At 69.8% G+C, this 21,904-nt stretch carries 19 protein-coding genes; 15 read left to right on the forward strand and 4 right to left on the reverse strand.

What is annotated here, in order from left to right; translation table 11 throughout:
• Positions 1 to 34 precede the first annotated feature (34 nt).
• Positions 35 to 472 (reverse strand): NUDIX hydrolase, encoded by a 438-nt coding sequence (locus tag KDK95_RS05840; RefSeq protein WP_212516979.1) that lies wholly within the window; start codon positions 470 to 472, stop codon positions 35 to 37.
• Between the two features lie 601 nt (positions 473 to 1,073).
• On the opposite strand from KDK95_RS05840, the gene KDK95_RS05845 reads away from it, so the two are divergent.
• Positions 1,074 to 1,835, forward strand: coding sequence for an XRE family transcriptional regulator (locus KDK95_RS05845; protein ID WP_212516980.1), 762 nt, complete (start codon positions 1,074 to 1,076; stop codon positions 1,833 to 1,835).
• A gap of 128 nt (positions 1,836 to 1,963) precedes the next feature.
• Here the strand turns inward: KDK95_RS05845 and KDK95_RS05850 are convergent, their stop codons facing one another.
• Genes KDK95_RS05850 through KDK95_RS05860 form a run of 3 tightly spaced genes read right to left on the reverse strand, consistent with a single transcriptional unit; the run spans position 1,964 to position 5,104 of the window.
• Positions 1,964 to 2,860, reverse strand: coding sequence for a phosphotransferase family protein (locus KDK95_RS05850; RefSeq protein WP_212516981.1), 897 nt, complete (start codon positions 2,858 to 2,860; stop codon positions 1,964 to 1,966).
• A 40-nt stretch (positions 2,861 to 2,900) separates the two neighbouring features.
• Complete coding sequence (locus KDK95_RS05855) at positions 2,901 to 4,421, reverse strand: helix-turn-helix transcriptional regulator (RefSeq protein WP_212516982.1); 1,521 nt, start codon at positions 4,419 to 4,421, stop codon at positions 2,901 to 2,903.
• A gap of 20 nt (positions 4,422 to 4,441) precedes the next feature.
• A complete protein-coding gene (locus KDK95_RS05860) occupies positions 4,442 to 5,104 on the reverse strand; it encodes an HAD family hydrolase (protein WP_249160391.1) in 663 nt (220 codons plus the stop codon).
• Positions 5,105 to 5,205: 101 nt separating this feature from the next.
• Here KDK95_RS05860 and KDK95_RS38135 point away from each other — a divergent pair, with 101 nt between their 5' ends.
• The 14 genes from KDK95_RS38135 (at position 5,206) to KDK95_RS37605 (ending at position 21,897) form a co-directional block, all read left to right on the forward strand.
• Positions 5,206 to 6,420: a helix-turn-helix domain-containing protein gene (locus KDK95_RS38135; RefSeq protein ID WP_212516984.1), complete on the forward strand. Its 1,215-nt coding sequence runs from the start codon at positions 5,206 to 5,208 to the stop codon at positions 6,418 to 6,420.
• Positions 6,421 to 6,533: 113 nt separating this feature from the next.
• Complete coding sequence (locus KDK95_RS05870; protein WP_212516985.1) at positions 6,534 to 6,818, forward strand: hypothetical protein; 285 nt, start codon at positions 6,534 to 6,536, stop codon at positions 6,816 to 6,818.
• A 629-nt stretch (positions 6,819 to 7,447) separates the two neighbouring features.
• On the forward strand, positions 7,448 to 8,116 hold the full coding sequence (locus tag KDK95_RS38140; RefSeq protein WP_212516986.1) for a helix-turn-helix domain-containing protein: 669 nt from the start codon (positions 7,448 to 7,450) through the stop codon (positions 8,114 to 8,116).
• Positions 8,109 to 9,281, forward strand: coding sequence for a hypothetical protein (locus tag KDK95_RS05880; RefSeq protein ID WP_212516987.1), 1,173 nt, complete (start codon positions 8,109 to 8,111; stop codon positions 9,279 to 9,281). The genes KDK95_RS38140 and KDK95_RS05880 overlap by 8 nt, the downstream gene beginning before the upstream one ends.
• A gap of 109 nt (positions 9,282 to 9,390) precedes the next feature.
• Complete coding sequence (locus KDK95_RS05885; RefSeq protein WP_212516988.1) at positions 9,391 to 10,923, forward strand: amino acid permease; 1,533 nt, start codon at positions 9,391 to 9,393, stop codon at positions 10,921 to 10,923.
• Positions 10,924 to 11,102: 179 nt separating this feature from the next.
• Positions 11,103 to 12,029 carry a GNAT family N-acetyltransferase gene (locus KDK95_RS05890; RefSeq protein ID WP_212516989.1) on the forward strand — a complete coding sequence of 309 codons (927 nt, stop codon included), beginning with the start codon at positions 11,103 to 11,105 and terminating at the stop codon, positions 12,027 to 12,029.
• A gap of 155 nt (positions 12,030 to 12,184) precedes the next feature.
• On the forward strand, positions 12,185 to 12,865 hold the full coding sequence (locus KDK95_RS05895) for a 2'-5' RNA ligase family protein (RefSeq protein WP_212516990.1): 681 nt from the start codon (positions 12,185 to 12,187) through the stop codon (positions 12,863 to 12,865).
• Positions 12,862 to 14,535 carry an NUDIX domain-containing protein gene (locus KDK95_RS05900; RefSeq protein WP_212516991.1) on the forward strand — a complete coding sequence of 558 codons (1,674 nt, stop codon included), beginning with the start codon at positions 12,862 to 12,864 and terminating at the stop codon, positions 14,533 to 14,535. The genes KDK95_RS05895 and KDK95_RS05900 overlap by 4 nt, the downstream gene beginning before the upstream one ends.
• A 121-nt stretch (positions 14,536 to 14,656) precedes the next feature.
• Complete coding sequence (gene fxlM / locus KDK95_RS05905) at positions 14,657 to 15,937, forward strand: methyltransferase, FxLD system (RefSeq protein ID WP_212516992.1); 1,281 nt, start codon at positions 14,657 to 14,659, stop codon at positions 15,935 to 15,937.
• Positions 15,934 to 16,614: a 3'-5' exonuclease gene (locus tag KDK95_RS05910; protein ID WP_212516993.1), complete on the forward strand. Its 681-nt coding sequence runs from the start codon at positions 15,934 to 15,936 to the stop codon at positions 16,612 to 16,614. The genes fxlM and KDK95_RS05910 overlap by 4 nt, the downstream gene beginning before the upstream one ends.
• Complete coding sequence (locus KDK95_RS05915; protein ID WP_212516994.1) at positions 16,611 to 17,519, forward strand: aminoglycoside phosphotransferase family protein; 909 nt, start codon at positions 16,611 to 16,613, stop codon at positions 17,517 to 17,519. Before KDK95_RS05910 ends, KDK95_RS05915 begins: the two co-directional genes overlap by 4 nt.
• Before the next feature lie 183 nt (positions 17,520 to 17,702).
• On the forward strand, positions 17,703 to 19,040 hold the full coding sequence (locus KDK95_RS05920) for a helix-turn-helix domain-containing protein (RefSeq protein WP_372463269.1): 1,338 nt from the start codon (positions 17,703 to 17,705) through the stop codon (positions 19,038 to 19,040).
• Entirely contained in the window at positions 19,037 to 20,182 is a 1,146-nt protein-coding gene (locus KDK95_RS05925) for a hypothetical protein (RefSeq protein ID WP_212516996.1), read from the forward strand. Before KDK95_RS05920 ends, KDK95_RS05925 begins: the two co-directional genes overlap by 4 nt.
• Positions 20,183 to 20,301: 119 nt before the next feature.
• Positions 20,302 to 21,897 carry a restriction endonuclease fold toxin-2 domain-containing protein gene (locus KDK95_RS37605; RefSeq protein ID WP_212516997.1) on the forward strand — a complete coding sequence of 532 codons (1,596 nt, stop codon included), beginning with the start codon at positions 20,302 to 20,304 and terminating at the stop codon, positions 21,895 to 21,897.
• Positions 21,898 to 21,904: the final 7 nt, after the last annotated feature.

Here is a 21,904-nt window from a genome sequence, read left to right on the forward strand (position 1 = left end):
GCCCGGCGGCGCCGCCTTTCGGCGCGTCCGGCTATCAGCTCTCGTATAAGCGGCCGAGCAGGGCTCCCTGCCCGGACTGAAGAATGTGCGCGGCCTCCAGCGGAATCCAGAAGCATTCGAAGTGCGTCGGATCGCCCTGGCCGTCGTGGTCCTCCTGGCTGGCCCACCGCTCCGGCGCCTCCTCGAGCAGTTCGAGATGGAAGACGTGCCGGTGCTGGATCTCGAACCGGTAGGGCGTGATGTCGTACTCGACCTCGCCCAGCTTCTTCACGATCTTGAACTGGGCCAGACCGGTCTCCTCGCTGGCCTCACGCAACGCCGCGTCCTCCGGCGACTCCCCGGGGCGGATACTGCCGGCCGGAACCTGGATCCCGACCTCCTCGTACGAGTAGTCGGTGTGCCGGAACACCAGCAGGTTCCCGTCGCGCACCACGTAGACGAGGACCTTGTCCTTGACGACTTTCTCAGGCATGGGATGACTCTGCTTTCCATCGATCAACGGATCGCGTCGGCCCGGCGGGCGACGCGGTGACACGCCGAGTCTTGCGGATCCCAGCGTCCTTCGCCTGGCCGCCACACCGATCATCACCCCGGAGCATGGGACGCTGTAACCGCTGACTGGCGGCCTTTTAAGTGTCCCTAAGCGTCCGTTAGGCGTCCCCATCACGTCCCTTGCTGTACCTATGGGCTGCGGGCTGACCTTCGGCGGCCGAAGCACCATTCCGAAATGCCCGAGGTCAACCTGTACTGCAGCGGTGGTGCGGCTTGAAAGAGGCTGATGATAAGGGTCTGCTCGACGACTCCGAGGACGTCCGCGTCACGCTCTCAACGCCTCCGAGTGTCCCTGGAGCGTCCTTGCCAGCCCTTGACTGATGCTGAGCTTGGCAAGTTGCAGAGGTTTGCTCCAAGACGTGGGCGCGCGGCCCCGTGTCTCGCGGCTGCCGGTCTACGCGCGCTCCTTACAGCGTAGGCACCCCGAGGTTGCCTCGCTTCGAGAGCCTGGACAATCGACGATCGCAGGTTGCAACTTCGCGGCCTTGGCCGGTGGATCGCCGACTCGCTTCAATACCAGCGTGAACGATCGACTGCGGCGAGTGATGCGGGAGCGGGGCGTGGAGGCCACGCGCCTCGCCGAGGCCTGCCAGGTGGACCGCAAGACCGTCGAGCGCTGGATCAACCCCGGCCGCCGACCCCGGGCCAGGCAGCGCGCCCTCGCCGCCGCTGCCCTTGGTGTGAAAGAGGTCGAACTCTGGCCCGACGAGCACACTGGCCCAGCGGCCTACCGGTACCAGGCTGTGGAGTTGATCGCCACCTACCCGAATCGAGCCTGCGTTCCGCGGGAAACCTGGATTTCTCTCCTCGAAGGGGCGGAAGAGAACATCGATCTTCTGGTGTACTCCGGCTCGTTCTTCGCTCAGGTCGTCCCCCGAATCGCTGCGACGCTAGCGCGCCGCGCCGCAGAGGGCGTTCGCATCCGCCTGTGCTTTGGAGACCCGGCGAGTCACGCCGTCGCGATCCGCGACACCGAGGAGAAGCTGCACGGCACGCTCTCGATGAAGATTAAGGCGTCGCTGACCTACTATCTCGACCTTCTAAGCACAGAGGGGTGCGAAGTCCGCCTTCACGGGGCAACCCTCTATGCTTCGCTGTTCCGATTCGACAGTCAGGCCCTGATCAATCCTCATGTCTGGGGGCAACCCGCGAGCGCCAATCCGCTACTGCACCTGCGCTACGGCGAAGAGGGGGGCTGGTTTGATTTGTACAATGAGAGTTTCGAGGGGGTATGGAAGTCGGCAAGACGGCTGAATGCTGACGAAGGTATCCCTCTTGGCTAGGATCAAGTATAATTGCCGACCATTCGCCCCCGCGACCACACTCTCAGTCGTGCGAGCAGTCGCTCGTCATAGAAGAGCGCATCCTCGGCGACCTGAAGGGCGGCTCGTGGGCGACCTCCTGGTGGCGCTCAGAGAAGATTCCATGGTTGGTCCAGTACGCCAGCGCGGAGTCCGTCGATGCGACGGTGCACCTCATGCGCAGCCGGCGTGTCGGCTTGGGCCTTCCAGGAATTAGTAGTGATCATGCGCAGTTCCCTGACGGCCTTGAGGGTCGTGTAGCCAGGCCAGTTGCGAATATCGCGACCGTAGCAGTCGGCGAACTCGTCGTACTCGCTCGAGGGATGGCCAAACCTTTCACAGTGCACTGCAAGAGTGGTCAGGTCCCACTCCACGTGGCCCATGCAAGCTGATTCGAGGTCCGCAAGTACGGGGCCTCCCGCGCTGACCAGAGCGTTGCTGTGGTGAGCATCGCCGTGGATTAGGCGTGCAGATCCGGCATATTCCAGTCGCTCGTACTCCTTGGCCAGACGGCCTGCATAGTCGGTGAGAAAGTCTCGCTCTTCGTCGTCGAGGAGGCTGGTACGCGCGAGGGACCGGCTAACGGCCGCGAACGGATCGAGCCGCTGAAGGTCTAGTCCGGTTGGGATGCGGGTGTTGTGCAGTTGGTGCAGGGGATAGGCAAGGTCCGCCGCATGCGGGGCACGAACAGGATCGATGGCCGTCCAAAAGGTCACGTGGTGGCCATGGACGGTCATCGGCTGGACGATGCCGGGGTAGGGCCCGGTGACGGGAACGTGGAGTGCGACGAGCTCGCCGGCGAGTTCCAGCGTACGGCGGATACGCGGCAGTCTCGTTCCGCGCCTAGTGATCTTGACGACGGCCCCGGGCTGCGGCAGAAGGTAGACAGCGTTTGTGTGGTGCCGCAGCAGCCGGGCGCCGGAGGAATCGAAGCCGGCGCTAAGGCAGGCGGTTTCAAGAATTGGCGGGGTCGTGGCGGAGTTGAAGGCGTCCGCTTGTCGGTTCACACTAGCGAGTCTCGCAGAGCGCGTTGGCGATGGGCGAGAGTCAGTTGCCGGGAAGCAGCGCCAGCGTCTCGCGCAGTTGGGTTACTGCCCCGTTGGAGCTGTGTCCATCAGGGACGACTGCGAGCAAGTCACTGGTACGGGCCAGGACCACGCCTGTCCGCTGTTGTTCAGGCAGAGAGCTCAAGACTTCCTGAGCAAGTTGGCAACCATCGGCCGGCGCGCCATCGAGGACAAGGCAGATGGCCTGGTCGAGGTCGATCAGGACTGGGTCGATGCCGCCGTCGGCACCGTAGCGCATTTGCGCGCCGTGTTGGATCTCAGAGGCTCGCCGGGTTTCGCCAAGGTTGGTAAGGGTGCCGGATAGGTAGAGCATCAGGCGGCGCTCGGTGAAGCGGAAGGCGACTTCGTCGTCGGGCTCGCCGACGTGTTCGAAGGCCTCTTGACAGCGGCGCAGTGCGTCCTCGGCGTCGTGCGAGTTTCCTAGGCGGGCAAGAGCACGTGCTTCGCCGGCGGCGGCGAGAGCGACCGGGGAGCCTGTGCGTCCGCGGGCGATCATTTGGGCCTCGCGGGTAAGGCGAAGGGCTTCAGCGACGCGACCATAGTAGTAAGGCAGCATCGCCGCTTGCGCTCTGGCTTGGGCGCGCAGCAGGGCATCTCCCGTATCGTCGGCCGCAGCGGTCGCGGTGGAATACCAGTTGCTGGCGTGGCGCTGTTCGCCCACTTTCATGAGTGCATCGGCGATGAGGGTGGCGTAGTTCGAGGTGAGTGCGGACAGGCGCCGCTGGATGGCGGCTGGATGGTGATGGCTTGCGACCTCCTGGACCTCCCGGCACTCCCCAAGTAGCAGAGCAAGCATCTTCAGGGGCGGATTTCTGCAGTATTCGCGCTTGCGCCATTCGAAGACGTCTGCGTGCTGGTCGATCCACTCGTGGGAAGCGGATGCGGATACCAAGGACCGTTCTGCGAGCGCTCGGACGTACTCCGCGTCGGCGAGCACTGCAGATGGGTCGTTCTGGCGAATCGACACAGCTAGCGCGCTGGCAACGCCCTCGGCAGGCCTCACTCCAAAGCGATATGGCCCTTGAACCGGATCGGCTGGGAAGACTACGAGATGCCCCGCGATGGGCTCTTCATCGGCAGCGATGAGGATGCTGTCGAGTTCTTCGAGCGTCAGGGCGAGGATCCGGGCAAGGTGCGGCCGGAGCCACGGCTGGGGTTCGGCGGCGCCAGCTTCCCAGCGGCCCACGGTTCTCGGATCAACGTTTAGGAGAGCCGCAAGTTCCTCCTGGGAGATCCCGCACGCGCGCCTTCTCTTTGCGAGCGCTTCCCGCCGACCCTTACTCATCCGCCCTCCGTCCCCCGCAGCTGGCTGCGCTTCGAGACGCATCCCCATCGGCAGGCCATCAGCCCCGAGTAGGCTACCGCTTGCGATTGCTTCGTCACCACGCGCACCACGCGCGCCAATGCCAAGGCTTGGTAAAGAGATGCTGATACCGCTTGTAGCGGTCGGGCTCGATCGGCGCGAACTGTTGGCAATCTCGGCGAGGATTCGGCTGGCCATCGGGGGCGCCGTGATCGGGCTTATTTTCTACTCGAACGCGACAGGAGTGCGGGTAGTTCGGTGAGCGAGTCGATGCGCCAGGTGGCTGCTGCTTGCAGAGCCGGGTCGTCCGCATGCTGATAGCCCCAGGGCCCTCGCCGGATGTGGGCTGCGTGTAAGCCGGCGTTGCGCGCGGCAATGATGTCGTTTTCCGGGTGGTCGCCGACGTAGACGATCTGCTCGGCCCGGCAACCCGCCCAGGTGCACACTCGCTCGAAGAATCGTGGGTCCGGCTTGGCGACCCGCCATTCGCCGGAGGTGGCCACGGCGTCGACGGGCAACTCGAGTGCACGTAGAAGGTGTCCTGCGCGTTCGGTCTGGTTGCCAGCGATTCCGACCCACAGTCCAGCTTCGCGCAGGGCCCCGAGCGCGGGGCGGGCATCGGGGTAGAGGTCTGCCTCGGTGATGGACTCACCATGGCCGGCCGCCTCGCGCGCTGCGCGCTCTGCGATGAGGTCGAAGCCTGGTTTCACCAGCGCGAGTGCGTCGGCGTTGTCTCGGCCCTGAGCTGTGACGGCTCCGACGAGGGCGGAAAGCGTGTGGCGTGGGACATCCAGCCAGTCGGCCCAGGAGCCCCAGAAGGTGCTGTCGTTCATTAGCGTCTCTCCGACATCGAAAACCACAGCGCACACTTCAGTCTCCATCGGTCCCATCCTCGTCTCGGGGTCGAGATCCCGAGGATACTGGTGGCGTATACGAGCGGGTAACGTCGTGTCAGCAGGTGCAGAGCTTCTGCGGAGGGGCTGTGGAAACGCTCGATCAAATAGCCTCGTCCCTGCGGGCGTTGCGAAAACTTCGTGGCTGGACCCAAGAGGACTTGGCGGTGCACGCGGGCCGCGGCGCGTCCGTTTCCACGATCCGCCAAGTTGAGCGTGGGGCGCAGCGGCCGTCATGGTCCTTCACAGTGGCGGTGGCACGGGCCTTGAGCGTCGATCCGCTCGCGCTCCTCGGGAACGATGCCGACGGCGTGGGCGGGGGACCGGTGCGCGCGGTCGAGGCCGCCCTGCCTGAGATCAGGCGAGTTGTGATGACCTACGACTGCCCACGTGAGCCTGAGAGTCCGCCGCGGGGACTCAACGAGCTTGGTGACGCGGTGGACGAGGCGTGCCGCATGCGGCTCGAGGCGCGCTACGGCCAGCTAGCAGATGTGATCGCACCACTGATCGAAGAAGTATGCTACGCGGCGCACACGCTCAGCGGCCAGGACAGGGAGAGGGCATTCTGGCTGCTCTCGGCTGCATACCGGTGCGCAGACGCATTGGTGTACAAAAGCGGTCACCTAGACCTGTCCACGAGCGTGATTGAGCGGATCGGATGGGCGGCAGCGCGATGTAACGACCCGCTGATGGAGGCCACCGCGGTGTATGTGCGGGCGCAGGGCTTTTTCGACAGCGATGTACCGGCCGCCGGAGTGCGCCTACTCTCGCGTGCGGCGGAAGCGCTGGCGATGGACGCGGCGGTTGATGTGCGCACAGCGAGCGTGTACGGTGCGCTGCACGCTCGCGCCGCCGTCCTCGCAGCCAAGGGCGGAAATGCCAACGCAGCCGATGCACACCTCAGTATCGCCCGCGGCGCCGCCGGAGTGGTGGGCCGTGATAGAGCGCTGCTCTACACCTATTTTGGGCCCTCCCAGCTTCAGATCCATGAGCTGGCCGCGCGCGTCGAACTCGGAGACGGCCCCGGTGCTTTAGCAGCGGCTTCGAGCTGGCGCCTGCCAGCAGATCTGCCGGCGGAGCGATCGAGCCACTTCCTGATCGACCGGGCGCGGGCAGAGGTGTGGGTCGGCGCATACGGCAGCGCGGTTGCTTCCTTGTTAGAGGCGCGGCGGATCGCTCCCCTTCATACCCGGGCGCACCCGCTGGTCAAGCCGATGGTCGAGTCCATACTCGACCGGCTGCCGCGCCGCTCCCAGGAGGCGATGAGCCTTGGAGCATGGCTGGGGCTAAGCCGCGGGCACTAGCCCCACTTGACCGCTTCTTTGCTTAGTAGGACGCGAAGTATCAGGTTTCTGTATTTCTGTGCGCGCGCGTAGCGAGAATCTGCTCTCGTCCACGCCGAGCCCGGGAGACGCAGATGCCGAATGCCGAAGAGTCTGAAGCGCCGATTGTTCGCGCCTCGCGCGTGCATCTCCGCCTCGAGCGCGCTCTTGGCCGAATGGGCATCGTAGCTAAACGCGGCTTTGCTGGCGTAGATGCCATGGGCGAGCCGGTCATCGACGTTGGGGTGATCGGTGCCTCGGACGGAGAACGGCTCGTCGACGCGCTCTGCGAGGCGGAAGCCGATGGTCCGCAGGAACAGCAGCGAGATCAGATCGGCGCGCTGTCGCAGGCTCCCTCGGATGCGGATGGCCAGCCATGACGACCAGCTTGCTGAGGCCCGCTCGGGTCGATGTGAATCCGATTCGAGGCATGGATTCTTTGAGACGCGTGCGACCGGGCCTGCGCGGACCGCTCGGCGAAAGCGATGCCGAAGGCCGTAAGCCTCGCGAATGGACGAGGGCACGCTCCACCGGCTGCGCGTACAGCTTCCAGATCGACACGAGCCGGCCGTCAAGGCCTCCAACCTGCATGATCGGCTGAAGCAGGGCATGAATACAGATAGAAGCAGGTCAGCGGCGTCGATGTCTGATGGCTGTCCGATGCTTGTCCGGTCGATGCCCTGGGTTAGCTCGCCATCCGCCTGTTGGATTCTGTGTGCGGCGATTCGGCACCCACAAATCGGTCGAAGGCCGCTCGGACAGGTAGTCCACTTCGCAGATCGTCTTAGGGGAGTTTCGCGATGAGCGGACCGACGATTCAGAGTCGGCGCCGGACACCGGCGTGTACTCACACGTCCGCGCTACGGCCCGGAGCGCGCGGCTCGGTGCGTCATGACGAGTTGTCTGTGTGTGGCATCGGGCCCGACGTCGACGGTTGCGGTATGAGCGCGGCTGTTGTTTGGCTGGCTGCACGTGTACAAGCGGCCGTAGTTGAGCTGGTAGGTGTCTGATGGTCGCTCGGCTCAAGCCTTTGACACCTGATTCTTCTGCAGTACACCGGTTCGGTGCGGTGTTGCGCCACCTGCGGATTGAGGCTGGGTTGTCCCAGCCCGAGCTCGCGGCGAAGATCTATACCTCGAAGTCGACTCTCAGCCGTGCTGAGACCGGCGTTCGACTGCTGCCCCGTGATCTGGCCGAGGCATGCGACACGCTGTTCAGCGCCAACGGAGTGCTGACCAGCACATGGCGCAGAGCCGACTCGGGTTGTGCAACCAAGGCACAGCGGATCCAGCGTGGAAACGCCTCGGGTCTGTGCGTGGGTAGCCTTTGCTCGTTCGCGCTGCGGACTCGCTGCGCTCAGGATTTAGCTTCCGGCGGCAGTTTGACGGTGCAAGCCAACCGGCACGCCGCATCTAATTCAATACATGGATGCGCAGACTTTGTCTGGCGCCGTGATTCTCGACGGACCATTGCCCCTGGAAGGACGCTGCCGGCGTGGCATCGGCTTTCGCTCGCTGGCCGTGTGCTGTCGGACCCGCGATCGCGCTCGCGCCTACCTGCTGGACTAAGGCCTGGGGCGCGTGGGAGACCGACCTGCACACTGGCACGTGATGTCCGCACCGGTTCCTCCGCCCGCGTTGCCGCTGGCATCGCAGGACGGGCGGCTGGTCGTGTCTGACTTCGTTTGGACCGTGGCATGGCGTGATCATCGCCTCGACGCGGCGTGCACGGATGTGCAGGCCGGGCTGCTCGGCGCGGCGCGGCTCGTGCTGGCCGAGACCCGTGACGCCGGACAGCACGCGCGCCGCGGCTACGCAAGCGCGGTGCTCGGATCCCTGGCCGCGCGGACGGACGTGGCGGAGCAGTGGCTGCGCGAGGAGCCTAAGGATCCCGACGCCCTGCTGCTGGCCGCGCGCGTGGCCGCGGTGCACGCCGCGGCGGCCTACCGGAAGCGGCATGCGCGAGCGCGGAAGCTGCTGGACCAGACCCTCGATCTGGCCGGCCGGTGCGCCCTCGCGCGGCCCGAGGACCCGACCCCGTACGTGATCACGCTCAGCCTGGCCCGATTCGAATGCCAGCAGGTGCCGCCCTCGGATGCGCTGCCGGAACTCGGCGGCCTTCCCGGACCGTGGGGACTGGTCGAGCAGGAGATCTGGCCGCGAGATCCCCACAACCGCGAAACAGCCCGGCACCTTCTGACCTACTTCGGGACGAGCCGCACGGCCGCGGCGCCGACCCAGGTCGCCCTCAGCCTGGCCGCGCGCAGTCCCCTGGCCAGCCCGCTGCGGCTGCTGCCGCTGGCCGCGTTCCTCGAATACCCGCTCACGGGCGAGGAAGCGGAGGCAGCAGACCTCGACCGGTACGAGCGGATCAACGGCCTGCGCAAGCTGGTCGCGGGCCTGGACGAACGGCTCAAGACCGGCGGCGGCATCGACGGCTACACCGCGGACTTCGATCTGCAAGAGCGACGCAAACGGCTGATGCGCTCGATCGAAGCGATGACCCAGGAGGCGGAGGCAGCACCGCGGGTCCCGCGCCGCGCGATGGTAGGCGAGCTGACGGACCTGCACGCGCTCTGGTTCGTTCACCGCTCCGGGCCGGAGGAATACGTGCCGATCGCCGACGTCTCGCTGCTGGCGCGCGGGCTGCAGCTCGGCGGCGAGTACAGCCGCGCCGGCGGCGTACTGCGGCACCTGCTGCCGCTGGCCACCGCCTACCCGTGGAAGCTCGACGGCGACCCGGCCACCGTGCTGGCCGCCGCCATCGCCGAATGCTCCGCCGAGAGCCACCTGCCGGTTACCTCCCCGACCACGCTGCGGGCCGGCCCCAGCGCCGAGCCCTAGGCCCGAGCTCCCCGCGGCTCCAGGCCGCACGGAACTGCCACCTGCCCTTCATCGACCATCTGCCCTCTACCAAGCCCGCCTCTTCCAACGACACCTTCAAGGATCACTGATGTCAACATCGATAGAAACCACCGGGGCCCCGGCGGACGCGGTCGCCGCCGCCGACCGGGAGACGCTGCACGAGCTGGGGATTCCGCAGGAGCTCAACCGGCGGATGACCGGGTTCGGGGCGTTCGCCGTGCCGCTTTCGACCACCAGCGTGCTCACCGGCGTGCCGGCGATGTTCGCCTTCGCCATGGTCACCGGCGGCCCGGCCGCGCTGATCTGGGCGTGGCTGATCGGCGGCCCGCTGGTGCTGTGCGTGCCGTACTCGATGGCGGAGATCTGCTCGGCCTACCCGGCCTCCGGCGCCCTGTACTTCTGGAGCGACAAGCTCGCCACCAAGCACCACAAGATCGCCTCCTGGGTCACGGCGTGGGTCAACGGGATCGGCCAGATCGCCGGCACGGCCGGCGCCGCGTATTCGATGGCGCTGTTCCTCGGTGCGTACATCGGCTTCAAGACCGGCTGGTCCCCGACCCTGCACGAGACGTTCGCGATGTTCCTCGGGCTGCTGGTGCTCGCGGGCCTGGTGAACTCGTTCGCGGTGCGGCTGGTGATGTGGCTCAACGAGGTCAGCGTGTGGGTGCACGTCCTGGTCACCGTCGCGATCGTGGCCGCGCTCGCGTTCGTGCCCGCGCACCACCAGTCGGCGTCGTTCGCGTTCACGAAGCTGGTCAACGACACGGGCCAGTCGCACATGGGCTACGCGCTGCTGCTGGCCCCGCTCACCCTGCTCTACACCATGACCGGCCTCGACGCCCCCGGGCACATGTCGGAGGAGACCCAGCGCGCGACCGTCAACGCGCCGAAGGCCATGGTCCGCTCGGCGTGGCTGACCTGGCTCCTCGGGCTCGCGCTGATCCTCGCGCTCACCTTCGCGATCAAGGACTACAACGGGGAGGCGGCCGGGCAGTTCGGCGTCGCCCCGGCCTCGATCATGGTCGACGCCCTGCCAAACTGGATGGCGACCGTCCTGATCCCGGGCCTGCTCGTGGGGACCGCGTTCTGCCTGTTCGCCTGCGTCACTGCGACGAGCAGGCAGTTCTTCGGCGCCGGGCGCGACTCGGTCTACCCGCTGAGCAGGTACCTGCACTCGACCTGGCGCCGGTTCCGTAGCCCGGTGTTCGCGACCTGGTTCGCGATCTTCTGGATGGCCGTGCTCGGCCTGAGCACGTTCTGGTCCTACTACGCGTTCCTCGGGCTGACCGCGCTGGCCTCGGCCGGCCTGTTCGGCGCGTACATCATCCCGGTGTTCCTGCGGATCAAGGCCGGGGACCGGTTCACCCCCGGACCGTTCACGCTGCGCCGCCCGAAGCTGATCGGGGCGATCTCGGTGGGGTTCGTCACGGTGTTCGGGCTCGCGGCGCTGCTGCCGACGACCTGGCCGATCACGCTGCACGACTTCAACTGGGCTCCGGTCGGCCTGGCCGTGACCCTCGTGCTCGTGCTGGCGTGGTACGGAATCGGCGGACGGCGCAGCTACACCGGGACCCGGCAGTTCACCGCCGAGGAGATCGCCGCGATCGAGGCCGAGCTGTGACAGGCCCCTGAGCCCCGCCCGGTGGCCGCGCGCATGCGCGAAGCCCGCACCAGCCACCGGGCGGACGGCGCCCAACCGCCCGCTTGTGGGAGCGGGCGAGCCGGCGCAGCCCTGCCCCGCCGGGCATCCCCCCTCGGCGGGGCAGGGCCCGGACCCCACCGTTTTCAGATCGTGCACAGATGAGAGCGAGTACTGCGATGCCCACCACCCTGGCCGCCGACCACGCCGGCCTGAGCGCCGAGCAGGCGATCGAAACAGACCGATTCACCCTGCAACTGCACCCGAGCCGCAGCGACTGGACCGAGATCGAAAACTGGATGAGCCGCGAGGGCTGGGACCCGGGGTTCGGCGACGCGAGCGCGATCCTCGCACTCGACCCCGGAGCCCTGGTGATCGGGCTGCTCGACGCAACCCCGATCTCCGCGATCTCCGTTCTGCAGGTCAGCGGCCTGTACGCGGTCCTCGGCAACTACCTGGTCCACCCCGACTACCGCGGACGCGGGTTCGGCCTGGCGACCTGGCGCGCGGCCCTGCCGCACGCAGGATCCCGCGTCGTCGCCCTCGACGCGGTCCCGGACCGGGTCGGGACCTACGAGGCGGCCGGGTTCACCCCCGCGCACACCACGATCGGCTACCACGGCACCATCCGGGCCGGCCGGATCGCCGACGCCCGAGGGATCCGCCCGCTCGAGGCGGGCGACAGCGCGGCCGCGGCGGGACTCGACGCTTTGTGCTCGCCGTTCGAGCGCTCGGCGTTCCTGGCGGTGTGGTGCGCCGCGAGCGGCACCCGCACCCTGGTCTACGAGGACCGCAGGGGCCAGGTGGTCGGGTTCGGTGCGATCCGGCCGAGCCGCTCCGGCTACCGGATCGGGCCGCTGATCGCCGAGACGCCGCAAGCCGCGGGCGCCCTCTTCGACGCGCTGACCTCGCCGCTCGAGGGCGAGGACGTCGTGCTCAACGTCCCCGAGCCGAACACCTCCGGATGCGAGCTCGCGCGCGAGCGGGGCCTGTTGCGCGCCTCGCACACGATCCGCATGTACTCCCACCCGGTGCGCCCGGCGGCTCTCGCGCACTGCTACTCGATCGCCTCCCTCGCCTGGGGCTGACCCGACCCGCCGCGCACGCGCCGCAGCCCTCCGACTCCCGCGCCCCGGGGCGAACGGCGACTCTACCGACACGAGTCTCCGGCTCCTGATGTCCATCACCCCCGGGGCGCGGGGCCCAACACCGATCCCCGAGCTTCGACCGAGGAGGCAAGTTCATGATCCCGTTCCCGGCCGCAGACCAGGTCTGGCCGGAAGGCAGCGTCCGCTGGCGCATATGCCTGCTTCCCCGGCCGCAGCGTGATCCCGGCCTGCAACCGCTGCTCGACCGCGCCCGCAAGGCGCTCGCCCCGTTCCCGCTGGCCGAGGTCGCCGACGACGACCTGAACATCGGCATCTGCCCGCTGGAGCGACCCGATGTCCCGGCCCGGCGGATGCTGCGCGAGATCGCCGCGGTGCTCGCCGAGCAACTGGCCGGCCTCGCGCCGTTCGCCATGCCCGTCGGCCCCGCTCACTCCGGGACCGGCAGCGTGGCCTTCGAACTCGAGCCCCACCCGCGATGGCTCGAACTGACCGAACGTCTTCGAGCCGGCCTCGGTGCAGTCCTCGACGCCGACGGCCTCGGCCCGATGCAGAAACGTCCGCACCTGACCGTCGCCCACGGAGCAGGGCACTGCGCATCGGCGGAGATCGAAGCCGTGCTGCGCGCGGCCGCGGCCGGCGAGCGCGCCGAGGTGCTGATCGACGCGGTCCACCTGGTCCAGGTCCGGCAGAACGCCCCGCTGCACGGCTACCGGCTCGCGCCGCCCACCCTCTCGGTTCCACTGCGCGTGACCCGACCGCTTCGCGAACCGAACCCGGCCGCGCCCGCCTCCTCTACGCAAGGAAGTGACGCATGATCAGGTATGACGCGCTCAACGGCGCGACCGTGTGCATCTGCGCGTCCACACGCGCGGGCGAACACGTACTCGAGCTGGAGCGGCGCCTCGGGCTGGCCGGCGCGAGCGTGCTCGCCCCGGTACCGCACGCCGGCGAGATCAGCCCGCTCGACTGCGCCCGCCTGGTCGCCCTGCACCTGCGCAAGATCGAAGCCGCGGACATCGTCGTGGTCGCCAACGTCGGCGGGTACACCGGGCCGGGCACCGGCCAGGAGATCGCGCGCGCGATGAGACTCGGCAAGACGGTGATGTTCCTCGAAGACCCCGCGGTCCTGGAAACAGCGCCCGAGGAGTACGGCGGGTACGTCGGGCGCATCCGGGACCTCGCGCTCCGGCCCGCCGACGGCCTGCCGGGGCAGCTCGCCCGCGGCACCGTGCTGCACATAAGACCCGTCGGCGGGGATGGGCGGGCCGCGTGGTTCCGCGTCGCCGACGTACACCGCTTTCCCGGCGTACTCGCGCTCGCCGCGGCCATCGATCCCGCCCGGGCGTTGCCCGGGACCGGGACCGAGGAACTCGCGCAGAACCTCAGCACCGACTACCCCGGCCGCGACGAGCAGGACTACGTGGCTCTCGAGCTCGAATTCCTCGGAGAGCAAGGCAGCGGGCAGCCGCAGCCGGCCGAGCCGCACGGCCCGGCGGTCATGCTGCTGGCACGCGGCCGGGAGGGAGCCGTCGCCCTCGAACGGGACCCGTGCGGGACGTTGAGCCTGCCGCGCACGCCGGTCGGGCCGCGCGAGCAGCCGTTCGCGGCGGCCGTACGGCACGCGCAGGAGCTGTTCGGCACCGCCCTCGGGGCAGAGCGCCTGCTCGCACTCGACCGCGACCCGGACACGGCCAGCATGCAATACCTCTTCGACGCCGGGACCGTGGAGCCCGGGCAGCCCGCGCACGCGCTCAAGACCGGTTCGGCGGACGGCGCCCGGCTCGTGTTCGCCGACCCCGACAAGCTCCACAGGCTCGTCACCCCCCGCACCGCCCGAGTGATCGACACCGTCCTGGCCGATGTGACGGGCGCGGTCTTGCTCGAACACGGATACCGCGTCGGCCGGCAGCCCGAGTGGGAGTGGCTCGCGAGCGAGCAGCCGCCGGCGGGCGTGCCGGTCACCCAGGCCGGGGTGTGGGCGTTCGACCGCGACGGCCGGGTCGTGCTCCAGCACCGGATCGAGCGCGGCGGAGCGTTCGGCCTGCCCGCCGGCAGCCCGGAACCGGAAGACCGGGACTGGCTTTGCACCGCGGCCAGGGAGGCGTTCGAGGAGAGCCAGATCCTGATCGACCAGCGCCAAGCGCGGCTGATCGGTTTCCAGGTCACCTACAGCGACCCGCGGCTGCCGAACGGGCTGGCTCAGGCCCGGTACGTCGCCCCGCTCCTCGGCTACCTCCCGATCGCCCCCGATACCGACCCGAAGCTCACCACCGCCCGCGCGCCCTACCGCCGGTACCTGTGCGACATCCGGCACGCCGCCCGCCTGCTGGACTGGGGCCCGCACGCACAGGCGCAGACCCGCGCGGCCGAGCAGGCGGCGCTCGAGCTCGGGCTGCCCGCCGACCGGCCGGCCGCCGCCTCCTACCGCGACAACGGAGACCCCGAGCTCGCCGACGTCTCCCCGACCTGGGACGTCCTGCTGTGACCGGCAACCGGCGCCCGGGCCCGGCCTTCCGCGCTTCGCGCGCCGCGCAACCGGGGCCGAGTCCGACTCGTTGCCAGCAGACGGATCTCGCCGTCGACCACCGAGAGAAAGAGCACCAGCCATGACCCAGGAACCCGCGGTGGAACAAGGCGCACCGGAGCTGAGGACGTCGATGGTCGACCAGCTCCTGGCCCACGGCTCGCTCACCTCGGCGCGGCTCGCGGCCGCGATGCGCGAGGTGCCCCGGCACCTGTTCACCCCGGGCGCGAACCTCACGGCCGCCTACGCGGTCGACGAGGTCGTGCGCTACCGCACCGACGAGCACGGGGTGTGCCTGAGCTCGGTCTCCGCGCCCTGGATCCAGGCCGAGATGATCGAGGCCGCCGGGATCGAGGACGGCATGCGGGTGCTGGAGGTAGGCAGCGGCGGATACAACGCCGCTCTGCTGAGCAGACTCGTGGGACCGGCCGGGCGGGTGGTGAGCGTGGACATCGACCCCGAGGCGATCGAGCGCGCCGCGGCCGGCCTTGCGGCGGCCGGGATCGGCGGGGTCGAGCTCGTGCTCGCCGACGCCGAGCACGGGGTGCCCGCGTTCGCGCCGTATGACCGGGTCATCGTGACGGTCGCGGCGTGGGAGGTGGCGCCGGCGTGGGTCGCGCAACTGGCCGAGGGCGGGCGGATCGTGCTGCCCTTGGTGATGCGCGGCCAGCAGCGGATCATCGCGTTCGAGCGCGATGGGGCCGACCTGGTGAGCCGGAAGATGATCTACGGCGGGTTCGTCCCGATGCAGGGAGCCGGCGCCCGCAAGGCGTTCGCCCTCGGGCTCGACGACGCTGCGACCCTGCACTTCGACGAAGGCGGACCCGTCGATGCCGGACTGCTGCGCACCGTGCTGGACAACGACCCCGTGACGGCGGGCAGCGGGGTGAGCGTCGCGCGGCAGGAGCCGTACGACTCGCTGCAGCTCTACCTCGCCGCGGTGCTGCCCTCGACCGCGTCCCTGGTGTTCGCCAGTCCGGGCGCCGGACGGGATCTTCCCGACCCGCAGGCCGGGTTCCCCGTCTTCGCCTACGGCGGCGGCACCATCGCGTACATGACGGTCCGTCAGCACGGAGAGGGGGACGCGGCGAGGTTCGAACTGGTCGCGTGCGGCCTGGGCCCTGACGCGGCCAACGCCGCCGCAAAGCTGCGCGACCTCGTGCGCGCCTGGGACCGGGAGCTGCGAGCCGAACGTCTCCAGCCGCAGGTGACCATCGCCTTCGCCGCACAGAGCGTGGTGCCCGGGTCGCGCCGGCACCTGCTGGCGAAGACGCGCAGCACGCTCGTGCTGTGCTACCCCGAGCCTTCCGCCCCCGCGGGCGGCGCGCACGAGTCGGCCCCGAGTATCCGGTCGGCGTCGTGAACGGCAGCCGAAGGATTCAGGGGCCCGGCCCGCACCTGCCCTGCGGCCTGGTGGTGATCGACTTTGAGGCGGTCACCCCGGCCGGGCGCACCCCGGAGCCGGTCGAGGTCGCCGCCCTCGCGCTGCGCTGGATCGGCGGGCACTGGTACGAGTCCGCCCGCTTCGCTTCCCTGATCCGCCCGCCCGAAGGCACCCCGATCCCCGAGACGAACACGCGCATCACCGGGATCACCGAGGAGATGCTCGAAAACGCCCGCGGCGCCGCGCAGGTGCTCGGCGAGCTGGACCGGCGCCTGTCCATGCCCGACTACCGGCTGGTGGCGCACGGCGCGGGCACCGAGGCGCTGCTGCTGCGCGCCCAGCGCGCCCACTGCCCGACCCTCGCCGCGACACCCCTGATCGACACCGTCGCGATGGCCCGGGCCGTGCTCGGCCGCCGTGACTCCTTCCGGCTCGACGCCGTGCTCGCGCACTACGAGGTGCCCATCCCGCCCGACCGGCACCGTGCGGGCCCGGACGTCGCGCTGACCGCGCAGATCTTCCTGCGGCTGCTGGCCGACGGGCAGCGCGCCGGGCGCTGGAGCGACCTGGCAGGCCTTGAACGCGCAGCCGGACGCGCTCCCGCCCATCGGCCAGAGGCCGGGGAGCAGACGCAAATCGAGGTACCGGCCGCATGAACACCCCTGAGCCGGTTCCCGCCGTCGCGACGGCGGTGCCCGCCGACCTGGCCGCATTCGCCGCCACCGCCGTGGGGTCCTGCACGCTGGTCGCGGATCTCTCCTGGCCGTATGAGGGCTCTGAGGTCTACCGGATCCGCGACGCGCACGGCGTCGACCACATCCTCAAGCGCCTGATCAACGACCGGTTCTACGGCATGGAAGTGGCCGGGTACCGATGGGCCCCCGCTCTCGGGCCGGGCCGGGCGCCGATCCTGGAGGCAGCCGACCGCGCGTTGCGCGCGGTGATCGTCTCGTTCCTGCCCGGCGCGCCGATGCTGGGCGAGATCGAACCCGTTCTGGAGGCGCGGGCCTACCGGCAGGCCGGGCGCCTGCTCGCACTGCTGCACTCAGCCGAGCCGCCCGCGGCCGAGACCGCGCTGCTGGAGCGTCTGCTGGACCGCGCGGAGCAGCAGCTGGCCAAAGCCGCCGCCGAGCTCGACGCCGGCCAGCGGACCCTGGCGCGCCGCGCCGCGCAACTGCTGGCCGAAGCCGCCCCGGGTCTTCGGGGCGTGCCGACCCACGGAGACATCCAGCCGCGCAACCTGCTGCTCGATCGCGTATCCGGCACGCTCGCACTGATCGACTTCGAGAAGGCCGGGATCGCCCCGCCCGTGCGCGACCTGGTCCGGCTCGAAGCAGGGATCTTCACCGGCCGCCCGCAGCTGCGCGACGCGTTCTACGACGGCTACGGGCGCGAGCTCGACCCGGTCGAGACGCTCGCGCTGCGCGCGTGGGTGGTGCTCGACTCGGTCTCCGCGCTCGCCTGGGGCATCCCGAACGGCGACCACGAGATCGTCGCCCGCGCCCGCGCCGCCCTGACCGACGCCCGGTTCACCGACCTCGAACCGGATCCGCCCCGGTGAGCACAGACCCTGCGGACGCCGGCCACGGCGCCCTCGCGGCCTTCGAGCAGGCCCCAGGGCCGGGCGGTTCCCACCGCTTGGCCGGTTCGCCGCCCAGGCTCGGCGTCTCGGCCTGACGGGCCGGGGCCGGCGGGTCTACGACGTCGAACGATCAGAACCAGGAGAGGAACACAGGTCGTGTCCATGACCACGGATATACCGGAAGCGGCCCCCGTGTGGGAGACGGGGATCGAGTTGCCCGGCATCGTGCCGCTGCTCGCCCCGGCCCGCCGGACTCTGGCGGTGCTCGCAGCCCTTCAGGCGCCGGCGCCGGTGCCGGAGATCGCCGCGCATGCCGATCTTCCCAGCGCCGTCACGCTCCGGCATCTGCAGCACCTTGCCCGCCTCGGCCTGGCGGCGCCCGACAAGGCGGATTCGACCCGCTACCAGGCGGGACCGGGCCGTTGCCCGGTGCGGCCGGCCCTGCTGAGCGCGCGCGGGCGCACCGCGGTACTCGCGTGGCGGCTGGAGTCGGCCGGGCAGGCCGCGCGCCTGCTCGGTGCCGAGGTGCTGCCGAACGGCGAGCAGATCCCGCCCGACCCCGACCGGCCACCGCACCTACCCGCCGGCCGCACAGAGGCGCTGGCCTGGTTCACCGGCGAACGCGAAGCGCTGGCATCCGACGTCGAGAGCGCCTACGAACTCGGGGAGGACCACCTCGCGTGGCGCCTGGCGCTGCTGGTGCTCGGATTGACCTGCTTCACCGGCCCGTGGCACGGCTGGCGCGGAATCCACCAGTGCGGCCTGGCCGCGGCGCGGCGCGGCCAGCACCGTCCGGCACAGGCGATGCTCGAGGAGCTCGCCGGGAAACTCGAACTGACCTCCGGCAACCGGGCAGCAGCCCTCGAGCACCAGCAGCGCGCGCTCACGATCCGCGCCACCGGCGGCGACGTGCTCGGAGTGCTGCGCTCGCTCAACGCCATCGGGCTGATCTTCCTACGCGAGCGGGCCTGGCGCGAGGCCGCCGAGGTGTTCGACTGGGCGCTGGAGATGGCGGGGAACCTCGGCGATGAGCAGTTCGAGACCTTCGCGCTGCTCAACCTGGGCGCCGTGCACGCCGCGGAGGGCGAGCACGCGCGCGCCGCGGCCGAACTGGAGAGCGCCATCGCCCGGCTGCGCGCCGCCGGACGCGACCCGTACATCGCCAACGCCCTCCAGGACCTCGCGCTCGCCTGGTACGGCGCGGGAGACCTCGAACGAGCCGCGCACTGCGCCGAGCAGGGCGTGGAAGCGGCCGTCTCGGCCGGGATACCGATGTTCCTGCCCGGCCCGCTGATCGAAAGCGCCCGGATCCAGGCACGGCGCGGCCACCTGCGCGTCGCGCTCGCGCTCTTGTACGAGGCGCACGGGATCTACGCCGAGATCGGCGACGAGGCGCGCACCGCTCGCACTCTGGCCGAGATCGAGGCCACCGCCCGCACCGCCGCATCCAGCGATCTCAGCGAGTCCGCCGACCCGGCGGCGGCGCAGGCGAGCGAATGACCGCAGCACGCGATGCGCACGAGCGGTGGGTGGTCGCGGGAGAGTGGGCCACGAGCGTCGACGATGACGGGCGGGTGCTGTTCGCCTCGCCCGCCGCGCGACCCGAGCTGCCGGACCGGACCACGGCTCGGGAGATCGAAGAGGCTCTCGGACGCCGCGACATGCAATGGATCAGGGCTTTGTCGGCGGCCGGATCGGCCGCGGTGCTGCACGCGCGCGGCCACACGCTGCGCGAACTCGCCATCGGTGCGGGAGGCTGGCGGGTCGCACGGGATGCGGCGCCCGACTCGAGTGCGGCGGAGCACACGGCGTTCGCGCTCGCCGGCCCCACGGCGGCCGAGGCCTACCTCGCGCGCCGCTACCTGCGCGACCCATTGAGGATCACGGCGTGCTGGGTTCTCGGCGTCGAGGGCCTGATCACACTGCCGGACCGGTTCGCGCCCCCGGCGCTGCTGCTGTGCGGCGCCGGCGCTCGCGCCCCGCATTCCTGGACCGGGCGGGCCGTACACGCCGACCACATCCACTTCCACGTGCAAGGCTTCCTGGAGGAGAACCGGGACGCGGTTCTCACGCTGGCCCAATCCCTGTTCGAACGTCGGCGCCTGACCCGGCGCCGGATCACCGCCCTTCTCGGCCCGAGGGGCGCGAACCTGGCGGTCCTCGGGCCGCGGCATCCGATGTTCCAGGCCACTGCGATCGACCCGCGCGCGATCCACGCCGCTGCCCAGTACTGGGCGCAGCAGCTGCGCGCCTGCCTGATCGAGATCGGGCGAGACAGCGGCGCCGACGACGGGCTGCCGCGTTTCGCGGACCGCGTCATCGAAGCCGGACTGTTCCAGGCGTTCACCGCTGCTGCGGCCGAAGAGATCGGCGTGCGGATCGAACGGCGCACACCGCCCTCGCTGGGCGGGCTGCGGCGCGAGACGAGCTGCCGCACCAGCGCTCTCGTCTATCGGGTCGGACTCGAGAACTACAACGTCCCGGCCGCGCTGAGCGCGGCATGCGACGCCGTCGGCCTCCCGGACGCGGTCCTCGTCCACTGCACGAGTCCGGCCGTCGAGCTCGGCGCCGACGGCGCGTTCCTGGCCACCGACGACCCGCGGCCGGCGCTGTGGACGCCGCACGCCGACGCGACCGCATAGTTCGCGCCCGGCACCGTCGAGCATGGTCGACCCCAGCCCCGGCCGTTGGACACAGAGAGCTGATACCGATATCACTGATAGTCGCAGCGACGGGGTGCGCTGGGCATGGGAGGGAAACTGTGAACCACATCGCGATGCCGTTCGACGGCGGGGGAGGCTACGCGGTCGACCCCGACCTCGTCTTCTCCGCCTCGACCGGCTTCCTGGCGACGAAGGAGTTCGTCTTCGAGATCGCCACCGGTCTGGCCGGAGACCTCTCGGGAACCGGCGGGATGGCCGGAGGCGACAAGGCCGGGCACGCGTTCGCCGCAAGCTACCAGCCGGCCGCCCAATCGGTGATCGCCGGGATCGACAAGGCCGGCCAGGGCATGGCCGCGATCTCCTCGCGGCTGCTGACGATGGCCGTGAACTACCTGGAGACCGAGAACCAGATCAGCAAGTCGCTCGGCTCGAGCATCGACGTCTCCTCCGGACTGAGCCCGGATACCTCCGAGTGCGAGCCGACCGGCGCCGCCGCGAAACTCCCTGAGGCCGTCGGCGAAGGTCAGCACAGCTCGATCCCGGTGATCGGCCGGTTCTGGCCCCAGGGCGACACCGGCCGGCTGCGCTCAGCGGCGCAGGTGTGGGCGAGCGCGGCGCACCTGATCGACGAGGCCCAGACCAACGCCGGCCAGCACGCCCTGCCGGTGATCTACGAGTGCTCCGGCGCCGCGTTCACCGCCTTCCAGAAATACGCGGCCACCGTCTACACCCCCAATCCGCACGGCGGCACCGACCTGTCCCCGAGCCTGCCGCTGCTCGAGAACCTCTCCGCCGCCTGCCGGCTCCTGGGCAAGCAGTGCGAAAGCTACGCGGACGCGATCGACCACTGTAAGCACGTGATCGAGGGCCTGGCGACCGCGGCCGGACTGGTGACCGTCGGCGGGATCCTGCTGTCGGTCTTCACCTTCGGCGGATCCGACGAAGGCGCCGGCGTCGCCGACGGGGCGATCGCCTCCGAGGCCGGCGCCGCTGCGGAAGCGCTCGAGGCCGGCGAGGCCAGCTCCGCGGCCGTCGCCGCGGTCCAGGAGGCCGAGCAGATCGTCGCGCAGCTCGCCGCGAAACTCGTGGTCACCGGGGGCATCGTCGCCGCAACAGCCCTGGCCGGCTCCACCAGCGCGAGCGCCGCCACCGGATCGGGCAGCACAGGGGCCGGGGCGACCGGCACCGCCGCAGGTGGCGGCGGCCTCGTCGGCCCGATCCCGCCGGCCAACCCGCCCGCCTACCCCCTCTACACCGCGGCGCAGCAGAAGGCCGCGGCGGCATGGATCCAGACGATGCCCCAGCGCCCGGCGAACTACGGCACCGCCGCCGACCAGGCCTACCAGGTCCGCGTGGCCGGCGAACCCGAGCGCAACCTGACCGGCGCGGACGGCTCGAACGTGTGGGCCGACGGATATCGGCCCGCCGACGGCGCGATCATCGACGCGAAGAACGTACGCAACCTCGGCTGCAGCCCCCGCACCCTGCAAGGCCTGCAGGAGAACTCGTTCGCCACCACCATGCTCACCGCGAAGGACTCGAGCGAACTCGGCCGCTACCAGCAGGCGATCGCCAACCCCAACAACCACGCCCAGTTCCTCGAACTCGACACCAACGACCCGGAGACCGTCGGCTACTGGCAATACCTGCTCGCCGAACAGCACGTCACCAGCAACGTCCGGTATGTTCCCTAGAGGACCG

It is taken from the genome of Actinospica acidithermotolerans (assembly GCF_018139625.1).
Lineage (GTDB): Bacteria > Actinomycetota > Actinomycetes > Streptomycetales > Catenulisporaceae > Actinospica > Actinospica acidithermotolerans.